At 44.1% G+C, this 18637-nt stretch carries 15 protein-coding genes; all 15 read left to right on the forward strand.

The window, feature by feature from the left end; all coding sequences use genetic code 11:
• Positions 1 to 11: 11 nt before the first annotated feature.
• The 15 genes from pcrA (at position 12) to IEW76_RS16115 (ending at position 18636) form a co-directional block, all read left to right on the forward strand.
• Entirely contained in the window at positions 12 to 2255 is a 2244-nt protein-coding gene (gene pcrA / locus IEW76_RS16045; protein ID WP_036784269.1) for a DNA helicase PcrA, read from the forward strand.
• Positions 2256 to 2270: 15 nt separating this feature from the next.
• Positions 2271 to 4277 carry an NAD-dependent DNA ligase LigA gene (ligA, locus tag IEW76_RS16050; protein ID WP_188655449.1) on the forward strand — a complete coding sequence of 669 codons (2007 nt, stop codon included), beginning with the start codon at positions 2271 to 2273 and terminating at the stop codon, positions 4275 to 4277.
• Positions 4278 to 4292: 15 nt separating this feature from the next.
• A complete protein-coding gene (locus tag IEW76_RS16055) occupies positions 4293 to 5462 on the forward strand; it encodes a CamS family sex pheromone protein (protein ID WP_188655450.1) in 1170 nt (389 codons plus the stop codon).
• A 415-nt stretch (positions 5463 to 5877) separates the two neighbouring features.
• On the forward strand, positions 5878 to 6519 hold the full coding sequence (locus tag IEW76_RS16060; RefSeq protein ID WP_188655451.1) for a class I SAM-dependent DNA methyltransferase: 642 nt from the start codon (positions 5878 to 5880) through the stop codon (positions 6517 to 6519).
• 27 nt (positions 6520 to 6546) lie between these two features.
• A complete protein-coding gene (locus IEW76_RS16065; RefSeq protein ID WP_188655452.1) occupies positions 6547 to 7014 on the forward strand; it encodes an S-ribosylhomocysteine lyase in 468 nt (155 codons plus the stop codon).
• A 12-nt stretch (positions 7015 to 7026) separates the two neighbouring features.
• Positions 7027 to 7941, forward strand: coding sequence for a PLP-dependent cysteine synthase family protein (locus IEW76_RS16070; RefSeq protein WP_188655453.1), 915 nt, complete (start codon positions 7027 to 7029; stop codon positions 7939 to 7941).
• Between the two features lie 4 nt (positions 7942 to 7945).
• Positions 7946 to 9085, forward strand: a complete 1140-nt coding sequence (locus tag IEW76_RS16075) for a bifunctional cystathionine gamma-lyase/homocysteine desulfhydrase (RefSeq protein ID WP_188655454.1) — start codon at positions 7946 to 7948, stop codon at positions 9083 to 9085.
• 513 nt (positions 9086 to 9598) lie between these two features.
• A complete protein-coding gene (putP, locus tag IEW76_RS16080; protein ID WP_188655455.1) occupies positions 9599 to 11143 on the forward strand; it encodes a sodium/proline symporter PutP in 1545 nt (514 codons plus the stop codon).
• Between the two features lie 613 nt (positions 11144 to 11756).
• The gene (gene gatC / locus IEW76_RS16085) at positions 11757 to 12047 is read left to right on the forward strand and encodes an Asp-tRNA(Asn)/Glu-tRNA(Gln) amidotransferase subunit GatC (RefSeq protein WP_036784246.1); all 291 of its coding nucleotides are present in this window, start codon (positions 11757 to 11759) and stop codon (positions 12045 to 12047) included.
• Between the two features lie 11 nt (positions 12048 to 12058).
• A complete protein-coding gene (gatA, locus tag IEW76_RS16090) occupies positions 12059 to 13534 on the forward strand; it encodes an Asp-tRNA(Asn)/Glu-tRNA(Gln) amidotransferase subunit GatA (protein WP_188655456.1) in 1476 nt (491 codons plus the stop codon).
• A complete protein-coding gene (gatB, locus tag IEW76_RS16095; RefSeq protein ID WP_188655457.1) occupies positions 13534 to 14964 on the forward strand; it encodes an Asp-tRNA(Asn)/Glu-tRNA(Gln) amidotransferase subunit GatB in 1431 nt (476 codons plus the stop codon). The genes gatA and gatB overlap by 1 nt, the downstream gene beginning before the upstream one ends.
• A gap of 153 nt (positions 14965 to 15117) precedes the next feature.
• Positions 15118 to 16020 carry a diacylglycerol kinase gene (locus tag IEW76_RS16100; RefSeq protein WP_188655458.1) on the forward strand — a complete coding sequence of 301 codons (903 nt, stop codon included), beginning with the start codon at positions 15118 to 15120 and terminating at the stop codon, positions 16018 to 16020.
• A gap of 133 nt (positions 16021 to 16153) precedes the next feature.
• The gene (rlmD, locus tag IEW76_RS16105; protein WP_188655459.1) at positions 16154 to 17527 is read left to right on the forward strand and encodes a 23S rRNA (uracil(1939)-C(5))-methyltransferase RlmD; all 1374 of its coding nucleotides are present in this window, start codon (positions 16154 to 16156) and stop codon (positions 17525 to 17527) included.
• A gap of 75 nt (positions 17528 to 17602) precedes the next feature.
• Entirely contained in the window at positions 17603 to 18100 is a 498-nt protein-coding gene (locus IEW76_RS16110; RefSeq protein ID WP_188655460.1) for a YehS family protein, read from the forward strand.
• Positions 18101 to 18333: 233 nt separating this feature from the next.
• A complete protein-coding gene (locus IEW76_RS16115; protein WP_188655461.1) occupies positions 18334 to 18636 on the forward strand; it encodes a nucleotide pyrophosphohydrolase in 303 nt (100 codons plus the stop codon).
• The last annotated feature ends 1 nt before the right edge of the window (position 18637 follow it).

Below are 18637 nucleotides of genomic sequence, written 5' to 3' on the forward strand. Positions count from 1 at the left end.
GTGTCGCTCTCTTGAGCCCGTTAACAAACGACTTGCTAAAAGGATTGAACGAACAACAACGTGAAGCTGTAAAAACGACAGATGGTCCCTTGCTTCTAATGGCCGGAGCAGGTAGTGGGAAGACGCGTGTGTTAACCCATCGTATTGCTTACTTATTAGGAGAGAAAGAGATTGCACCGCGTAACGTATTAGCGATTACGTTTACGAATAAAGCAGCGCGTGAGATGAAGGATCGTGTAGGTGACCTAGTGGGTCCGGAAGCACGCGATATGTGGATCTCCACGTTCCACTCGATGTGTGTGCGCATTTTGCGTCGTGATATTGATCGCATTGGGATTAACCGTAACTTCTCCATTTTAGATACCACGGACCAGCTTTCTGTCATTAAGCAAGTACTGAAGGACTTGAACTTAGATCCGAAGAAGTTTGACCCTCGTGCCATGCTTGGAGCTATTAGCACGGCGAAGAACGAACTGAAAACGCCTGAAGATTTTAGTAAAACAACAGGCAACTACTATGAGCAACAAACAGCGGCAGTTTATGAGAAATACCAGAAGACGCTTCGTAAGAACCAGTCTCTAGATTTCGATGACTTAATTATGCAGACACTAACGCTTTTTGATCGTCTCCCTGAAGTATTGGAGTATTACCAGCGCCGTTTCCAATACATTCATGTTGATGAGTATCAGGATACAAACCATGCGCAGTATCAGCTTGTCAAAATGCTTGCGAATCGTTTTGAGAACTTGTGCGTAGTTGGAGACTCTGACCAATCGATTTATCGTTGGCGCGGAGCGGACATTGCGAACATTATGTCATTTGAGAAAGATTATCCAACGGCGAAAGTGATTATGCTTGAACAAAACTATCGTTCCACGAAGCGTATACTAGATGCGGCGAACGAAGTGATCCAGAATAACTCTGGTCGTAAGCCGAAGAACTTATGGACAGACAATGATGATGGCGAGTCGATCTTCTATTACCAGGCACCGACTGAACGTGATGAGGGTCTTTTTGTAACGAACAAGATTGAAGACATGGTGCGTGCAACGAAGTTTAAATATAAAGACTGCGCTGTTCTGTATCGTACGAATGCTCAGTCCCGTACGATTGAGGAAACGTTTGTCAAAGCGAATATTCCGTATCAAATCGTCGGAGGCACGAAGTTCTACGACCGCAAAGAAATTAAAGATATGCTTGCGTACTTGCGCCTTATTGCGAATCCAGATGATGACATTAGCTTTGGGCGAATTGTAAACGAACCGAAGCGAGGCGTAGGCCGTACGTCCCTTGATAACTTACAGATGTATGCCGCTCGTCATGATCTTTCCTTATATGAAGCAGCTGGTGAAGTCGAGCAGGTTGGACTTAGTAAGCGTGCAACGAATGCGATTCGTGATTTCCACAAAATGATCCGTAACTGGACGCAGCAACAAGATTTCCTATCGGCAACAGATCTTGTAGAAGATGTGCTAAAGATTACTGGATATGAGGATATGTTAAAGAACGAGAATAGCTTAGAAGCACAGAGCCGCCTTGAGAACATTAATGAATTCTTATCTGTTACGAAGAACTTTGAAGAACAAAATGAAGACAAGAGTCTGATTGCTTTCTTAACGGACCTCGCGCTTGTTGCGGATATTAACTCGGCTGATGAAGACCCGTTCGCTGATGACAAGGTTACTCTTATGACGCTTCACTCAGCTAAGGGACTTGAATTCCCGGTTGTCTTCTTAATTGGCATGGAGGAGAGTGTCTTCCCTCACAGTCGTTCCCTTCAAGATGAAGAAGAAATGGAAGAGGAACGTCGCCTTGCTTATGTAGGGATTACTCGTGCAGAGCAGCAGTTATTCTTAACAAATGCGAAGATGCGTACGCTGTTTGGGCGTACCAATATGAATCCTGAGAGTCGATTTATTTCTGAGATCCCAGCTGAATTGATTGAAGGGCGAGGGAACCAAGGTGGTGGATCTCCGTTTGGCGGAGGATTCCAGGACCCTGCACCATCTGGATTCAGTACAGGACAACCGAAACCACCGAAGCGTAAAGCGACAACAATGAAACAAAAAGCAGCGTCTGGTGGAGATGGGGCCGATTTTGCCGTAGGTGATAAGGTATCCCATAAGAAATGGGGCGAAGGGACCGTCGTCAAAGTTCAAGGAGAAGGGGATTCCAAAGAGCTAGACATCGCATTCCCTGCGCCAAATGGCATTAAGCGTGTCCTGGCCAAATTTGCTCCTATTACTAAGCAATAGCTTTGAGGTGAACGTATGAATAAGGAAGAAGCAAAGAAAAGAATTGAAGAACTTCGTCGTGAGTTAGAACAGTACAACTATGAGTACCATACACTCGATCAGCCGTCTGTATCTGACTACGAATACGATAAGAAGACGCGGGAGCTCATTGACTTAGAAGAAGAGCACCCAGAACTTGTCACACCAGATTCACCCTCCCAGCGTGTCGGTGGGGCGCCGCTTGATGCATTCCAAAAGGTGCAGCATGAAATTCCAATGCTAAGCTTAGGCAACGCCTTTGATGAACAGGAACTTCGAGATTTTGACCGTCGTGTGCGCGAGGGTGTAGACGGTGAAGATGTGAACTATGTATGTGAACTTAAGATTGATGGACTGGCGATTTCGTTAAAGTATGAAGATGGACTTCTCGTGCGCGGTGCGACACGTGGTGACGGGACAACAGGTGAAGACATTACACAGAACCTGAAAACCATCAAGAGTATCCCTCTTCGTATTGAGCAGCAGGAGCCAATAGAAGTACGAGGAGAAGCCTTTATGCCTCATCGTTCATTCTTAGCTATGAACGAAAAGCGCGAAGCGAACGGGGAAGAACCTTTTGCTAACCCGCGTAATGCGGCAGCAGGTTCTCTTCGTCAGCTTGATCCAAAGATTGCAGCGAAGCGTAATTTAGATATTTTCCTATATGGTGTTGGACAGTGGGAAGCTGGTGAGCTTGAGTCTCATAGCGAGCGACTTGAGTATATGAAGACACTTGGATTTAAAACAAATCCAGAATGGAAAAAGTGTAACGATATTGAGGAAGTCATCGACTATGTTACCAAGTGGACAGAAGAGCGTCCTAATTTGAACTATGAAATTGACGGGATAGTGATTAAAGTAGACAGTCTCGACCAGCAGGAAACGCTTGGCTTTACAGCTAAAAGCCCTCGCTGGGCGACTGCCTTTAAGTTCCCCGCTGAAGAAGCGATTACGAAACTAACGGACATTGAATTAAGTGTAGGACGTACAGGTGCCGTAACTCCAACAGCGATTTTGAATCCTGTTCAGGTAGCGGGCACAACGGTAGGGCGCGCTTCTCTTCATAATGAAGATTTAATCCGTGAGAAAGATATCCGTATCGGGGATACCGTCGTGATTAAGAAAGCGGGAGATATTATCCCGGAAGTAGTACGCGTTGTGACGGATGAGCGCTCAGGAGATGAAGAACCTTTTTATATGCCTGATGTGTGTCCGGAATGTGGAAGTGATTTAGAACGGTTAGAGGAAGAAGTGGCGCTTCGCTGTATTAATCCGAACTGCCCGGCTCAGCTTCGCGAGGGTCTGATCCACTTTGTATCTAGAAATGCGATGAACATTGATGGACTCGGCGAAAAGGTGATTGCTCAACTTTTCCGTGAGAATCTGGTTCATACCATTGCTGATTTGTATAAGTTGGATAAGGATGAATTATTGCAGCTTGAGCGTATGGGGGAGAAGTCAGCAGATAACCTTCTCTCATCCATTAATGTATCGAAAGAAAACTCGTTAGAGCGCTTGTTATTTGGACTTGGTATCCGATTTGTCGGCTCAAAAGGTGCCCAAACGCTTGCTGAAGAGTTTGAAACGATGGAACGCTTAATGAAGGTAACCTATGATGAATTGGTGGCTATTCACGACATTGGGGAAAAGATGGCCGATTCGATTGTTCGTTACTTCGAGAAAGAACCGGTTGTTGAATTAATTGAGGAATTAAGAGACCTCGGTCTGAATATGGAGTATAAAGGCCAGAAGAGAAGCGAGCAGCCTGAAGATTCTCCGTTTGCAGGAAAGACCGTTGTGATTACGGGGAAAATGGAAAACTATAGCCGAGGCGACGTAAAAGCACATGTGGAAGCGTTAGGCGGTAAAGTGACAGGAAGCGTGAGTAAGAACACAGATATGCTAATCGCAGGGGAAGATGCCGGTTCGAAATATGAGAAGGCAGAGAAGCTTGGCATTGATATCTGGGATGAAGCGCGCTTCCAATCTGCGTTACAAGAATAGGGAGAGTGGAGACGGATGAAACGGATCGCATGGATAGTAGGCCTTGCCATTCTATTGGCAGGGTGCGCTCCGGCCTATGATAAGCAGGAAGAAGAATTAATGAAAGAGACGCAGGAGAACACTCAGAAGGAAAAGGCGATTGTGCCGAAGCATAGCATCTCTGATGAGTATTATCGTCCTCTTGTAAATAAGCAGGATAAGTATGAGCCGAGTGAAGCGCGAGGCATCATCGTGCGTCAAGTTGATAATCGCTTGGATATTGAAGAGATGGAAATGGGGTTACGACGTCATTCGAAGGAGGTTTATGATCCTAACGAATACTTCTTTCAGGACGGTCAGTACTTATCAACGGATATTCTGAATGATTGGCTCGATCGAAAAGTGAATGCTGAGGAATCGGATGGAACGCCGAATGGTCTAAATCCTTCCCTTCCTTTAGGGGCAACTGAAGAGCAATATAGAGAGAACCCTGTTTATCTATCTCATATTCTCGAGCAGAATTTCTTTAAGAAGACGGATGAGGACTCTGTTGAATTAAGCGGAATCTCTATAAGTCTTGCGATGAAATCAGAATATGAATTCCAAGTAGAGAAGTGGGGAGCTTCGTACTATGAAGAGATTAGTCGGGATGAAATGCTCACCCAAGGAAAGAAAATGGCCCAAACGGTATTAGAGCGTCTTCGTGGAATGGAGAAGCTTGGGGATATCCCGATTATGATCACGATCTATCAACAAGAAGCCAAGTCTTCTGTAGTGCCAGGTAATTTCTTGGCGAAAACGACCGTTGAGGGAAAAAATAATCAGATTAATGAATGGGAAACCATTGATGAGAAGTACGTACTCTTCCCTTCAGATGAAGCGGAACAGAACTATAAGAAAGAGTCTGAAGACATGGTGGACTTCCAAAACGATGTTGCCAACTACTTCCCGAACTACATTGGGGTTGTTGGAAAAGGGTTCTATAAAGATGATGAATTAGTCAATATGGAAGTTACCATTCCTATTGAATTCAAAGGGAAAGCCGAAATCGTCTCTTTAACTCAGTATGTCTACTCGCTCATTATGGAAAACTTCCCGAACTACTTCGGAATTGAAGTGAAAATTGAATCACACGAAGGGCAGGAAAGTCTCATCGTCCGTAAACCAGGCGAAGACAAACCATACGTCCACATCTACGACAAATAAACAAAAGGACAGCGCTAACTGCGCTGTCCTTTTTTGCGCTTTAAAGGAACAACGCGTGCCAGACACCCTTAAGTGCTGTGCAGTAGAGCAGGGTGCCAGACACCCTTCAGTGCTGTGCAGTAGAGCAGGGTGCCAGACACCCTTCAGTGCTGTGCAGTAGAGCAGGGTGCCAGACACCCTTCAGTGCTGTGCAGTAGAGCAGGGTGCCAGACACCCTTTAGTGCTGTGCTGTAATACAGGGTGTCTGGTACGCTTTACTTCTTTAATTTGGCCACGTCCAGCTGCAGCGCCCGCTTTTGAAATTGGGTGTATGCCCATTTACTTTACTTCTACAAATGTGTTAGAATTTTTTATACAACTAAAACCTGAGTAAACTGATGAGGATTGTCTATTTTAACACCACGAGGTGAAGGGTATGGGAAGAGAGTTTATAGATTTATTTGATGGTTGGGCATCGTCTTATGATCAGACCGTGTCTGGTGAGGACGTTGAATATAAAGAAGTATTTGCGCATTATGACGTGATCTTAAACGCTGTAGTTGATTATACAAAGGGGCCAAATGTTATTGAGTTTGGTGTTGGAACGGGAAATTTAACGAAGAAGTTAATTAACCGTGGGCATTCGGTAATGGGTATTGAGCCTTCGTCAGAAATGCTGAAGATTGCTCAGATTAAAGTGCCAGACGTTAAAGTACATGATGGAGATTTTATTGATTTTCCAAAGCCACAGGTTCCGGTTCAATCGATTGTGAGCAGTTACGCATTTCATCACCTTACAGACGAGGAAAAGGATATGGCGATTGGTAAATATAGCAGTATTCTAGAAAAAGGAGGCCGGATTGTTTTCGCGGATACCGTTTTTGAAACAAAAGCTTCAAAGCGGAGAGCAATTGAAACAGCCATTGCTTCGCACTATAACAATCTAGCTGATGATTTATCAGTAGAATACTATTCCGACATTCCAACCCTGCAAGCAATCTGTAAGAAATATAACTTTGAAGTACTGTTTGAGCAGAAGAATAAATATGTTTGGGTAATGGTAGCAGAGAAAAAATAATTTAAGAAAAAAGGGAGAGGGTTATCCATGCCAATGAACGTAGAAAGTTTTAACTTAGATCACACAAAAGTTGCAGCACCATATGTACGACTGGTTGGAATTACAGAGGGATCAAAGGGAGATAAAGTTTACAAATATGACCTTCGTATTAAACAGCCAAATAAGGATCACATGAACATGCCGGCTCTTCACTCATTAGAGCACATGTTGGCAGAATTCAGCCGTAATCATCACGATCATATCTTAGACATTGGCCCGATGGGATGCCAAACCGGTTTTTACATTGCCGTATTAAATGATGACAGTTACGAAAACATTTTATCTGTTATTGAAAATGCGCTGAAAGATGTCTTAGAAGCGACAGAAGTACCTGCTTGCAATGAAGTGCAATGTGGCTTCGCAGCTAGTCACAGCTTAGAAGGGGCGAAGGAGCTAGCTCAAGAACTGCTAGACAAACGAGACGAATGGACAGAGGTTTTCGCTGAACAACAATAAGGAGCGAACGATATGCAGTACGTGACAAACATTCAGCAACTGATCGGCCACACCCCTCTAATGGAACTCCAGAATGTTGGAGTTCCTGAGGGAGTGCGCCTTTTTGCGAAACTAGAATATTTTAACCCAGGAGGCAGCATTAAAGATCGACTTGGGCAAAAGCTTCTTGACGACGCCATTCAGTCTGGACATTTGAAGCCCGGAGGAACCATTGTTGAGCCAACTGCTGGGAATACAGGAATTGGATTAGCTCTCGCCGCTATAGGTCGAGGGTTTCGAGTGATGTTCGTTGTACCTCAAAAATTCAGCATGGAAAAACAAACACTTATGAAAGCGCTCGGTGCTGAAATTATAAATACCCCCACAGAAGAAGGCATGCAGGGAGCGATTGATAAAGCGACTGACCTTGCCAAAGAGTTAAACGCTTTTTGTCCTCAACAATTTGATAACGAAGCCAATCCACAGACCTATTACGAAACGCTTGGCCCTGAAATCTATGAATCTCTAGAAGGTGGAGTGGATGTGTTCGTAGCAGGTGGCGGAACGGGTGGTACATTTATGGGAACCGCACGCTATCTGAAAGAGAAGAATCCCTCTATTAAAACTGTCATTGTCGAGCCAGAGGGTTCGATTTTAAACGGGGGTGCAGCGGGCCCTCATAAAACAGAAGGTATCGGGATGGAGTTCTTGCCGAAGTATATGGATACGGATTATTTTGATGGGATTCATACCATCTCAGACCAAGATGCGTTCTGTGCGGTAAAGCTTTTAGCGGAGAAAGAAGGATTGCTTGTCGCAAGTTCCTCAGGTGCTGCGTTTGTGGCAGCGATGAAGGAAGCGAAGCAAGCTAAGCCAGGCACAAACATTGTTACCATTTTCCCAGATAGTAGCGAACGATATTTAAGCCAAGGAATCTACGAGGAGTGAAAATATGAGAAGGAAAACACAGCTAATACACGGTGGCATAACAGGTGATGAACAGACTGGAGCGGTTTCTGTCCCGATCTATCAAGTAAGTACTTATAAACAAGATGGTGTTGGTAAGCACAAAGGCTATGAATATTCTAGAACAGGCAATCCAACTCGTCATGCGCTAGAAGAATTGATTAAAGATCTAGAAGGCGGCTATGCTGGCTTTGCCTTTGGATCAGGCATGGCTGCAATTACATCCATTCTCATGATGTATAAGAGTGGTGATCACCTTATCATTACAGATGACGTGTATGGAGGCACCTATCGTCTTCTTTCTGGTGTGCTTAGTCGCTTTAATCTTGATGTAACGTTCGTGGATACGTCTGATGTTGATAACATTGAAGAGGCGATTCGCCCAAATACAAAGGCTGTTTATGTTGAAACGCCTACAAATCCTTTGCTAAAGATCACAGACCTTGAAGCTGTAGCTCGTCTAACGAAAGAAAAAGGATTCACATTTATCGTAGATAACACGTTTAGTACCCCGTATTGGCAAAATCCAATCGAACAAGGAGCTGACATCGTGCTTCACAGTGCGACGAAGTACTTAGGTGGGCATAGTGATGTGGTGGCAGGACTCGTTGTTGTGAACTCACAAAGCTTGGCAGAAGAACTCCACTATGTTCAAAATTCGGCAGGAGCTGTATTAGGACCGCAGGATTCTTGGCTTCTAATGAGAGGGATTAAGACACTTGGGATCCGTATGGAAGAAATCGAATCGAATACTCATTCATTTGTGTCGTTCCTTCAGGAGCATCCGGAAGTCACTACCATCTATTACCCTGGCTTAAACGATCATGCAGGTCACGATATACATGCGTTGCAGGCAAGGGGAGCAGGTGGCATGATCTCCTTTGATGTCGGAAGTGATGAGAATGCAGAGAAACTATTGAAGAATTTAAAGTACTTTACGTTAGCTGAGAGTTTAGGAGCTGTAGAGAGTCTGATTTCAGTTCCGGCGAAAATGACCCATGCTTCAATTCCAAGTGATCGCAGAGCGGAATTAGGGATTACAGAAGGACTTGTCCGAGTATCGATTGGTCTTGAAGACGTAGAAGACCTTAAAGAAGATTTCGTTCAGGCGCTAAAAGGGGAATAAATAGGAAAGAGGCTCAGAGATTTCTCTGGGCTTCTTTGTATATAAAAAGAAGTTTAGTTTTATTTGAAATGGGTAATAAAAATAGTTGTGAGAAATACACATGCTAATGTTAGGATTTTTTTCTAAAAAAAGTTAAAAATGACAAAAGTTCTAGATTTAATTTTATAAATTATGATGAATACATATAGGCGATTCTATTTATATTATTACAAATGCAACATTTTGATGTATAATAATACAAAATAATACGAAGAAATTAAATTACACAATGTTCTGATAATTTCTTTATGTTATAGTACTTGTTGTATATCAAATGCAAATCTTTAATACGTACCATACATAACTTGTCAGAATTATAAGAAAAATGTATGGTATTGTATATATAATGCATCGAAAAGGAGGGGGCGTCGAATGTTAACAACTGCAACATGGATGTGGCTCTTTATTCCCATGCCATTATTAATTATCCTATCAACCATCACTTTATTTACTGGAAGGAGAGAGTAGAACTTAATGAGTATAGCTACGTTAATTACGTTTATCGTTTATTTACTTGGAATGCTTTTAATTGGTGTTATTGCTTCAAGAATGACAAATGACCTATCAGATTATGTGTTAGGTGGTCGACGCTTAGGACCAGGTGTTGCTGCGTTAAGTGCAGGGGCTTCTGATATGAGTGGTTGGCTATTACTTGGTTTACCAGGTGCTGTTTATGCTTCAGGTCTATCTGCAGCATGGATTGGAATCGGGCTAGCGATAGGTGCCTATTTAAACTGGCAATTCGTAGCACGTCGTCTTCGTGTTTACACAGAGGTTGCGAATGATTCCATTACAGTACCAGACTTCTTAGAAAATCGCTTCCATGATACATCACATATTTTACGTGTGATCTCCGCACTTGTAATCTTATTCTTCTTCACCTTCTACACATCCTCAGGTATGGTAGGTGGAGCGAAATTATTCGCGGCATCATTTGATATGGGGTATAACCAAGCCCTTTGGATTGGTGCTATTGTTATTATTTCTTATACATTCCTAGGTGGTTTCCTAGCAGTAAGCTGGACGGACTTCTTCCAAGGAATTCTGATGTTCGTTGCATTACTTGCTGTACCACTCGTTGCGATTAGCGAACTTGGTGGCTGGAATGAAGTCGTTACCATGGTTAGTGAAATCGACGCAACTCGTCTTGATATGGTCAAAGGTGTTGGAGTCTTAAGTGTTATATCATCCCTCGCGTGGGGACTTGGTTACTTCGGACAACCGCACATCCTAACCCGTTTCATGGCGCTTCGTTCTCCGAAAGACGTGCCGAAAGCTCGTTTCATCGGTATGACATGGATGATTCTTGGTCTTTACGGTGCAATCTTCACAGGTCTTGTTGGTGTCGCTTATGTAGCTAACGGCGGTACGGCGGGAGAACTTGCTGACTTAGGTGTGAAGATTGTTCAGCAAGGTGGCTACAATGTAATTCCGGATTCTACAGAAGCTGAGAAGATCTTTATTGCGTTCTCTCAGATTTTGTTCCACCCAATTATTGCAGGTATCTTACTAGCAGCGATTCTATCTGCGATTATGAGTACAATTGACTCTCAGCTACTTGTATCATCTTCTGCAGTAGCGGAGGACTTCTACAAAGCAATCCTACGCAAAAACGCTTCAGAGCGTGAACTTGTATGGGTTGGTCGTTTCTCAGTAGCGGCGATTGCTCTACTAGCGATTGCACTTGCATACGGTGCACAAAGCTCTGTACTTGAACTTGTAAGTTACGCTTGGGCAGGATTTGGTGCCGCATTCGGACCAATCATCATTTTGAGTCTATTCTGGAAACGCCTTAGTCGTAATGGCGCAGTAGCAGGAATTATTGTAGGTGCTGTTACAGTCGTCATTTGGGGCGATCTGTTAAAACCTACAGAAGGTCAAGATTGGACGAATATCTTCGGTTTATATGAAATCGTACCAGGCTTTATCCTTTGTACAATTGCAGCGGTTGTTGTAAGTATGATTGGCAAAGGCCCTTCTAAAGAAATTCAAGCTGAATTTGATAAAGCGAATAGCTAAGATTTGATGAGAGCCTCTTCTTTTACGAAGGGGCTCTTTTGTATAGCTCTTTCCTTTATGGTGGGGGATGTAAACGTTTTGGGCTCACACGAGGTGGGGGCGTTCGACGTTGGCTATTGACGTGGTGAACTTAGTTGAACTTCCTCAACCCACTTGTACTTTTATGAGATCTAGCTCTGGCGGGGAGGGCCTAGCGCGATAAGCAATCTACCTCCAGTCTGCTATGCAGACTTACAGTAGCTTTCTTATCCGTACGGCCCTGGGCACCCCGCCTGCGCTTTTCTTGGTGTCTAGCTCCGGCGGGTAAGGGCTAGCGAGATAAGCAATCTACTTCCAGTCTGCTGCGCAGACTTACAGTAGCTTACTTATCCGTACGGCCCTGGGCACCCCGCCTGCGCTTTTCTTGTCTAGCTCCGGCGGGTAAGGGCTAGCGAGATAAGCAATCTACTTCCAGTCTGCTGCGCAGACTTACAGTAGCTTACTTATCCGTACGCCCTTGACCAACCCGCCTGCGCTTTTCGAGTTGCTTTTCTTTGCACCAACGTTGATTATATCCCTTGTTTTTTGGTATTATCATTATTATGTGATGTTCGATACGAATGGAGGTTAAAGGATGTCTAGAATTAGTGAAGAGCAAGTGAAGCATGTGGCTCATTTGGCGCGTTTGCACGTGTCTGATGAAGAAGCAGAGCGTTTTACGAAACAGTTGGATGATATTATCTCGTTTGCGGAGCAGTTGAACGAGTTGGATACAGAGGGTGTTGAGCCTACGACACACGTTCAGGATCTTAAGAATGTGATGCGTAAGGACGAACCGAAGAAGTGGATTACACAAGAAGATGCGCTTAAGAATGCGCCGGAAACGCAAGATGGTCAAATCCGTGTACCATCTATTTTGGAATAGGAGGGTGACGAATGTCTCTTTTTGATTATAAATTATCAGATCTTCAAGAAATGCTACATAAGAAAGAGATCAGCGTAAATGATCTTTTAGATGAAGCATATAATCGAATCAGCGAAGTAGACGGAGACGTGAAAGCCTTCATTACATTAAATGAAGAAACTGCTCGTGCTCGTGCGAAAGAATTAGATGAACTACGAGGTACGCCTGAAGGACGCGGCCTGTTATTCGGTATGCCAATTGGTGTGAAGGATAATATTGTAACAAAAGGCCTTCGTACAACGGCTGCCAGCCAAATTTTAGACAATCTAACAGATCCGCTATATGACGCAACGGTTGTGCAGAAGCTTGATGCAGCTGAAGCGATCAACGTTGGTAAGTTAAATATGGACGAGTTCGCAATGGGCTCTTCTAACGAAAACTCAAGTTACTATGCAACACGTAACCCGTGGAACACTGACTATGTACCAGGTGGTTCTAGTGGTGGTTCGGCAGCGGCAGTTGCAGCAGGCGAAGTACCGTTCTCATTAGGTTCTGACACAGGTGGTTCCATCCGCCAGCCAGCAGCTTACTGTGGTGTTGTTGGACTAAAACCTACTTATGGTCGTGTATCTCGTTTCGGTCTAATTGCCTTTGCATCTTCTTTAGACCAAATTGGTCCATTAACTCGTACGGTTGAAGATAATGCGTACATCTTAGAGACGATTGCAGGCCTTGATCAGATGGACTCTACATCTGCAGACATTGAAGTGCCGAAATACACAGAAGCTCTTACAGGTGATGTGAAAGGTCTTAAAATCGCTGTGCCGAAAGAATACCTTGCTGAAGGTGTGTCTGACGAAGTAAAAGAAGCCGTTCAGAAGGCTCTTAAAGTATACGAAGATATGGGCGCGACGTGGGATGAAGTAACGCTTCCTCACTCTAAATACGCATTATCAACGTATTACCTACTATCTTCTTCTGAAGCGTCTGCTAACCTTGCACGCTTCGACGGTGTACGCTATGGTCGTCGTTCTCCGAATGCTGAGAACATGCTAGACATGTTCAAGCTATCCCGTAGTGAAGGCTTTGGTGACGAAGTGAAGCGTCGTATTATGCTTGGTACATTTGCGCTTAGCTCTGGTTACTACGATGCGTATTATAAGAAAGCGCAGCAAGCTCGTACACTAATCAAGAAAGACTTTGATGATGTACTAGCGGATTACGATGTGATTATCGGACCAACAACTCCAACTCCTGCCTTTAAAGTAGGCGAGAAGACAGAAGATCCACTAACGATGTATGCGAACGATATCCTGACAATCCCTGTAAACCTTGCAGGAGTGCCAGGAATCTCAGTGCCATGTGGATTCTCAGGAGAAGGACTTCCAATTGGTCTACAGATCATTGGTAAGCACTTTGATGAAGCAACGGTTTACCGTGCAGCACATGCTTACGAACAGGCGACTGATTTCCATACACAAAAGCCAAGCCTGGGAGGTGCGAAGTAATGAACTTTGAAACAGTTATTGGTATTGAGGTACACGTTGAGCTAAAGACGGCGTCTAAAATCTTCAGCCCGAGTCCGAATATGTTCGGTGACCAGCCGAATACGAACGTGAACCCGATCGACTTAGGGTACCCAGGTGTACTACCTGTCCTAAACGAAGAGGTTGTCAATTACGCAATGAAAGCTGCGATGGCACTAAACTGTGACATTGCTACACATACAAAGTTTGACCGTAAGAACTACTTCTACCCGGACAACCCGAAAGCGTATCAAATCTCTCAATTTGACCAGCCAATCGGTGAGAATGGGTATATCGACATTGAAGTAGACGGCAAGACGAAGCGCATTGGAATTACTCGTCTTCACATCGAGGAAGATGCGGGTAAATTAACGCACAGTGACGACGGCTATTCTCTAGTCGACTACAACCGTCAAGGTACGCCACTTGTTGAGATCGTTTCTGAGCCTGACATCGCTTCTCCAGAAGAAGCATACAAATATCTTGAGAAACTGAAGAATATCATTCAGTACACAGGCGTATCTGATTGTAAGATGGAAGAAGGTTCTCTTCGTGCCGATGCGAACATCTCGATCCGTCCAATCGGTCAGGAAGAATTCGGTACGAAAACAGAGCTTAAGAACTTAAACTCCTTCTCCTTCGTTCAAAAGGGGCTAGAGTTTGAAGAGAAGCGCCAGCAAAAAGTACTAGAAGCAGGTGGCGAGATCCTTCAGGAAACGCGTCGTTTCGATGAAGCTACGAAAGAAACGCTTCTTATGCGTGTTAAAGAAGGTTCTGATGACTACCGTTACTTCCCAGAGCCAGATCTTGTACCACTATACGTGAGTGAAGACTGGAAAGAGCGCGTTCGTGCTGAAATTCCAGAGCTTCCAGATGCTCGTAAAGCTCGTTACATTAACGACCTTGGTTTACCTGAGTACGATGCAATGGTTCTTACAAATAACAAAGAGCTATCTGACTTCTTCCAGGAAACAATCGATGCAGGTGCTGATGTGAAGCAGGCATCAAACTGGATGATGGGCGAAGTATCGGCTTACTTGAACAAGCAGCAAAAAGAACTAGCAGACGTTGCGTTAACACCTGCCAATCTTGCAAAAGTGATCAAGCTTATTGAAGACGGTACGATTTCTTCTAAGATTGCGAAGAAAGTATTCGCTGAAACAGTTGAGAATGGTACAGAGCCAGAACAATACGTGAAAGATCAAGGCATGGGTCAGATTTCTGATGAAGGACAGCTTCGTGAGATTATTACAGGCATTCTTGATCAGAACCAACAATCCATCGAAGACTACAAGAACGGTAAAGACCGTGCACTAGGCTTCCTAGTTGGTCAAACGATGAAAGCTACTAAAGGACAAGCGAACCCACCAATGGTAAACAAGATTATCGTTGAAGAAATGGATAAGCGCTAAAGAGATAGAACCTTGCATGAAAGCACGCTGCTACAGCGTGCTTTTGTGTGGGTTATAAAATGGAAAAAGAGCCTAATAGGAAAAACTTTTCAAATGGATGAAAAAGGTTTATGATGATGTAAGGAAAAACAGGCTTGGATGGGGGAAGGACCTATGAAACGTGCTCGAATTATTTACAATCCCACGTCAGGCAGGGAGGCTGTAAGGAAAGAGCTCCCTGATATCATGCAACGCTTTGAACAAGCAGGATATGAAACATCTACACACGCAACGACGTGCGCTGGAGATGCAACCAATGCAGCCAAAATCGCCGTAGAGCGAGAGTTTGATGTGGTGGTTGCAGCAGGTGGGGACGGGACGATTAATGAAGTCATTAATGGTCTCGCCGAACATGAATATCGCCCGAAACTGGGGATTATTCCAGTTGGAACGACGAATGATTTCGCTAGAGCACTTTGCGTGCCGCGGAATGTGAAAAAAGCTGTTGATGTGATTCTGGATGGATTTTCAAAAGAGCTTGATATTGGCCGGGTGAACGACCAGTACTTTATGAATATCGCCGGTGGCGGTAAATTAACGGAACTAACGTATGAAGTTCCGAGTAAATTAAAAACGATGCTGGGCCAGCTTGCTTATTATCTGAAGGGCGTTGAAATGATCCCTTCCATCCGTCCAACGACTGTTGAGATCGAATATGACGGGAAGTATTTTGAAGGCGAAGTGATGGTATTTCTAGTGTCGAACACGAACTCTGTGGGCGGATTAGAGAAGCTAGCACCAGATGCTGAGATGGATGACGGCATGTTTGACCTGCTTATTATTAAGCGCGTCAACTTGGCTGAACTCATTCGTCTTGCTTCACTCGCGATGAAAGGGAATCACATCAGTGACCCAAACGTCATTTATACGAAAGCAAATCGCATCAAGGTTCATACGAACGAGAAGATGCAGTTAAATATTGACGGGGAATATGGCGGATTATTGCCCGGGGAATTTGTCAATTTATATCGCCACCTGGAATTCTTTCTCCCAAGAGATCGATGGGACGAGAAATAAGGAATGAGAACGGCTCGGATTTTGTCACAGAGGCAAGATTCAGAGTCGTTTGTTATTCTGTTTAGGAAATGGCAACACTACTAGAAAAAGAGCTGATTTCACTCAGCAATCTGAACGGCAAAGGAAGATGTGAATGTCTAAGCCAGCACCACCGGTCCAGAAGAATGACACAATTGAAGTGACATTTGAAGACTTAACGCACGAAGGGAACGGCGTCGGTAAAGTCGATGGTTACCCATTATTTGTCCCTTATGCATTACCGGGCGAAACAGGAAAAGTCAAAGTCATTAAGGTAAAGAAGAACTTCGGATTTGGAAAACTACTAGATGTTACAGAAGCAAGCCAAGACCGCGTAGACCCTCCATGCCCTGTTTACGTGCAATGCGGAGGCTGCCAGCTTCAACACATGAGCTACCAAATGCAGCTAGATATGAAACAGAATCAAGTGAAAAACGCCATGCATAAAATCGCCCACTTAAGCGATGTGCCTGTCCACCCGACAATCGGCATGGAAGATCCATGGTACTACCGCAACAAAGTCCAGATCCCAGTCGGACAAGACGGCGATCGCCTGAAGGCCGGATTCTACCGCAAGCGCAGCCATGACATAATTGAGATGGACACGTGCATGATCCAGGACGAGCACAACAACCGCATGGTCGAAGCTGTTCGCCGCATTGCGGAGAAGTACGGCATTGAAGCGTATAATGAAGAAAAACACCGCGGCGTCCTTCGTCACATTATGGTCCGCACTGGTCAAACAACAGGCGACGTTATGGTCGTGATGGTAACCCGTACAAAGCAGTTGCCACACGCCGAACAAATTGTCGAAGAGATACGAGAGACATATCCGAATGTGAAGTCAATCGTCCACAACGTCAATTCAAAGAAAACAAACGTCATCTTAGGTGATAAAACCACCGTTCTTTACGGAGACGACTACATCGTCGACCGCATTGGCGATATCGAGTTCAAGATATCACCAAAATCGTTCTACCAGGTCAACCCTGTTCAGACGAAGAAGCTATACGATCAAGCTCTAGCTTATGCAGATCTAAAAGGTCACGAAACAGTCATCGACGCCTACAGCGGCATCGGCACGATCTCGCTATTTTTAGCCCAACAAGCGAAGAAAGTATATGGCGTTGAGATTGTGGCCCCAGCTGTGACGGACGCGAAGAAAAACGCGAAGCTAAACGGCATGGACAACGCTGAATTCTTCGTCGGTGAAGCTGAAAAAGTATTCCCATGGTGGAAGAGCCAGGGCCTCGACCCTGATGTCATCGTCGTCGACCCTCCACGTAAAGGGTGCGACGAAGAGTTATTGAAGGCTATGATTGAGATGCAACCAGAGAAAATTGTGTATGTATCCTGCAGCCCATCAACGCTAGCCCGCGACCTTCGTATTTTAGAAGACGGCGGTTTTGAGACACAAGAAGTACAGCCAGTGGACATGTTCCCACAAACCGGCCACATTGAGAATGTAGCCTGGTTAAAAAGAAAATAATACAAAAGACAAGAGTCCCGAGAGTTTGTCCTAATTCTCGGGACTTTGCTTTATAAACGAAGGTGGTCCATATAAATGATAAATAACGATCGATTAATCCGATTACGATACGCACTTGATTTAAAGAATGACGAAATGGTCGAGATCTTTGAACTCGGCGGTATGACGGTAACAAAAGAAGAAGTGGGCGAAATGCTCACTAAACCAAATGACAGTTACAGCGATGACCTAGAGGAAGCGGAAGAGACGGTCGATGATGAAACGGTAGAGCGCTTTTTAAATGGATTGATTATTTATAAAAGAGGTAAGCAAGAGCCGAAGCCAGGACAGCCTGAGCGCCCAGAGCTCTCTGGTGATGAGTGGATTAATAATGTCTTGTTGAAGAAGTTGAGGATTGCTCTTAAGTTGACGAGTGAAGATATGCTTGAGGTGTTTGATCAGGCGGGAGTTCATGTGACGAAAGGTCAGTTGAGTGCTTTGCTTAGGAAGAAGGGGCATAAGCATTATAAGGATTGTGGGGATAAGTTTGCTAGGAGTTTTTTGAAGGGGTTGACGGTTAGGTATAGGGGATAGGTTGTGAAATGATGATTCTTTCTCTAACGGCTCATGGAGGAACTTAAGTCCTCTAAGTGTATAAGACAAGACACATCATATTTAAAGGATAATGCAGAGACTCTTTGAGGGTGTCTGCTTTTTTTATGCTTATCAAATCAAACTTTATAAGAGCCTCTCAAAATACAAAACAATGTAAATAGGTGGTAAAATGAAACTAATTATAACAAATTACGTTACAAGGGGCCTATTAGATGAAAAAAATGATAGAGAAGATTATAGAGTTTAGAAACGAAAGAGGTTGGGAGTTATATCATAATGAAAAAGATTTAGCTATTTCTATTTCGCTAGAAGCAAACGAGTTACTAGAGAACTTTCAATGGAAAAGTAGTCAAGAGGCGTTGCTAGATAAGAATCAGAATACCAGTGAAGAAATGGCAGATATCTTGATCTATCTTGTTCAAATGGCTGACAAAATGAATGTTGATTTAGAAGAGGAAGTTTACAGGAAGCTTGATAAAAACGCACTTAAATATCCAGTTAAAGGGGATGGGTAAT

This window comes from Pontibacillus salipaludis (genome assembly GCF_014642405.1).
Taxonomy (GTDB): domain Bacteria; phylum Bacillota; class Bacilli; order Bacillales; family BH030062; genus Pontibacillus; species Pontibacillus salipaludis.

Coding starts and splice junctions, on each gene's coding strand:
- ligA (WP_188655449.1), top strand. CDS start 2,271: ATGAATAAGGAAGAAGCAAAGAAAAGAATTGAAGAACTTCGTCGTGAG.
- IEW76_RS16055 (WP_188655450.1), top strand. CDS start 4,293: ATGAAACGGATCGCATGGATAGTAGGCCTTGCCATTCTATTGGCAGGG.
- IEW76_RS16060 (WP_188655451.1), top strand. CDS start 5,878: ATGGGAAGAGAGTTTATAGATTTATTTGATGGTTGGGCATCGTCTTAT.
- IEW76_RS16065 (WP_188655452.1), top strand. CDS start 6,547: ATGCCAATGAACGTAGAAAGTTTTAACTTAGATCACACAAAAGTTGCA.
- IEW76_RS16070 (WP_188655453.1), top strand. CDS start 7,027: ATGCAGTACGTGACAAACATTCAGCAACTGATCGGCCACACCCCTCTA.
- IEW76_RS16075 (WP_188655454.1), top strand. CDS start 7,946: ATGAGAAGGAAAACACAGCTAATACACGGTGGCATAACAGGTGATGAA.
- putP (WP_188655455.1), top strand. CDS start 9,599: ATGAGTATAGCTACGTTAATTACGTTTATCGTTTATTTACTTGGAATG.
- gatC (WP_036784246.1), top strand. CDS start 11,757: ATGTCTAGAATTAGTGAAGAGCAAGTGAAGCATGTGGCTCATTTGGCG.
- gatA (WP_188655456.1), top strand. CDS start 12,059: ATGTCTCTTTTTGATTATAAATTATCAGATCTTCAAGAAATGCTACAT.
- gatB (WP_188655457.1), top strand. CDS start 13,534: ATGAACTTTGAAACAGTTATTGGTATTGAGGTACACGTTGAGCTAAAG.
- IEW76_RS16100 (WP_188655458.1), top strand. CDS start 15,118: ATGAAACGTGCTCGAATTATTTACAATCCCACGTCAGGCAGGGAGGCT.
- rlmD (WP_188655459.1), top strand. CDS start 16,154: ATGTCTAAGCCAGCACCACCGGTCCAGAAGAATGACACAATTGAAGTG.
- IEW76_RS16110 (WP_188655460.1), top strand. CDS start 17,603: ATGATAAATAACGATCGATTAATCCGATTACGATACGCACTTGATTTA.
- IEW76_RS16115 (WP_188655461.1), top strand. CDS start 18,334: ATGAAAAAAATGATAGAGAAGATTATAGAGTTTAGAAACGAAAGAGGT.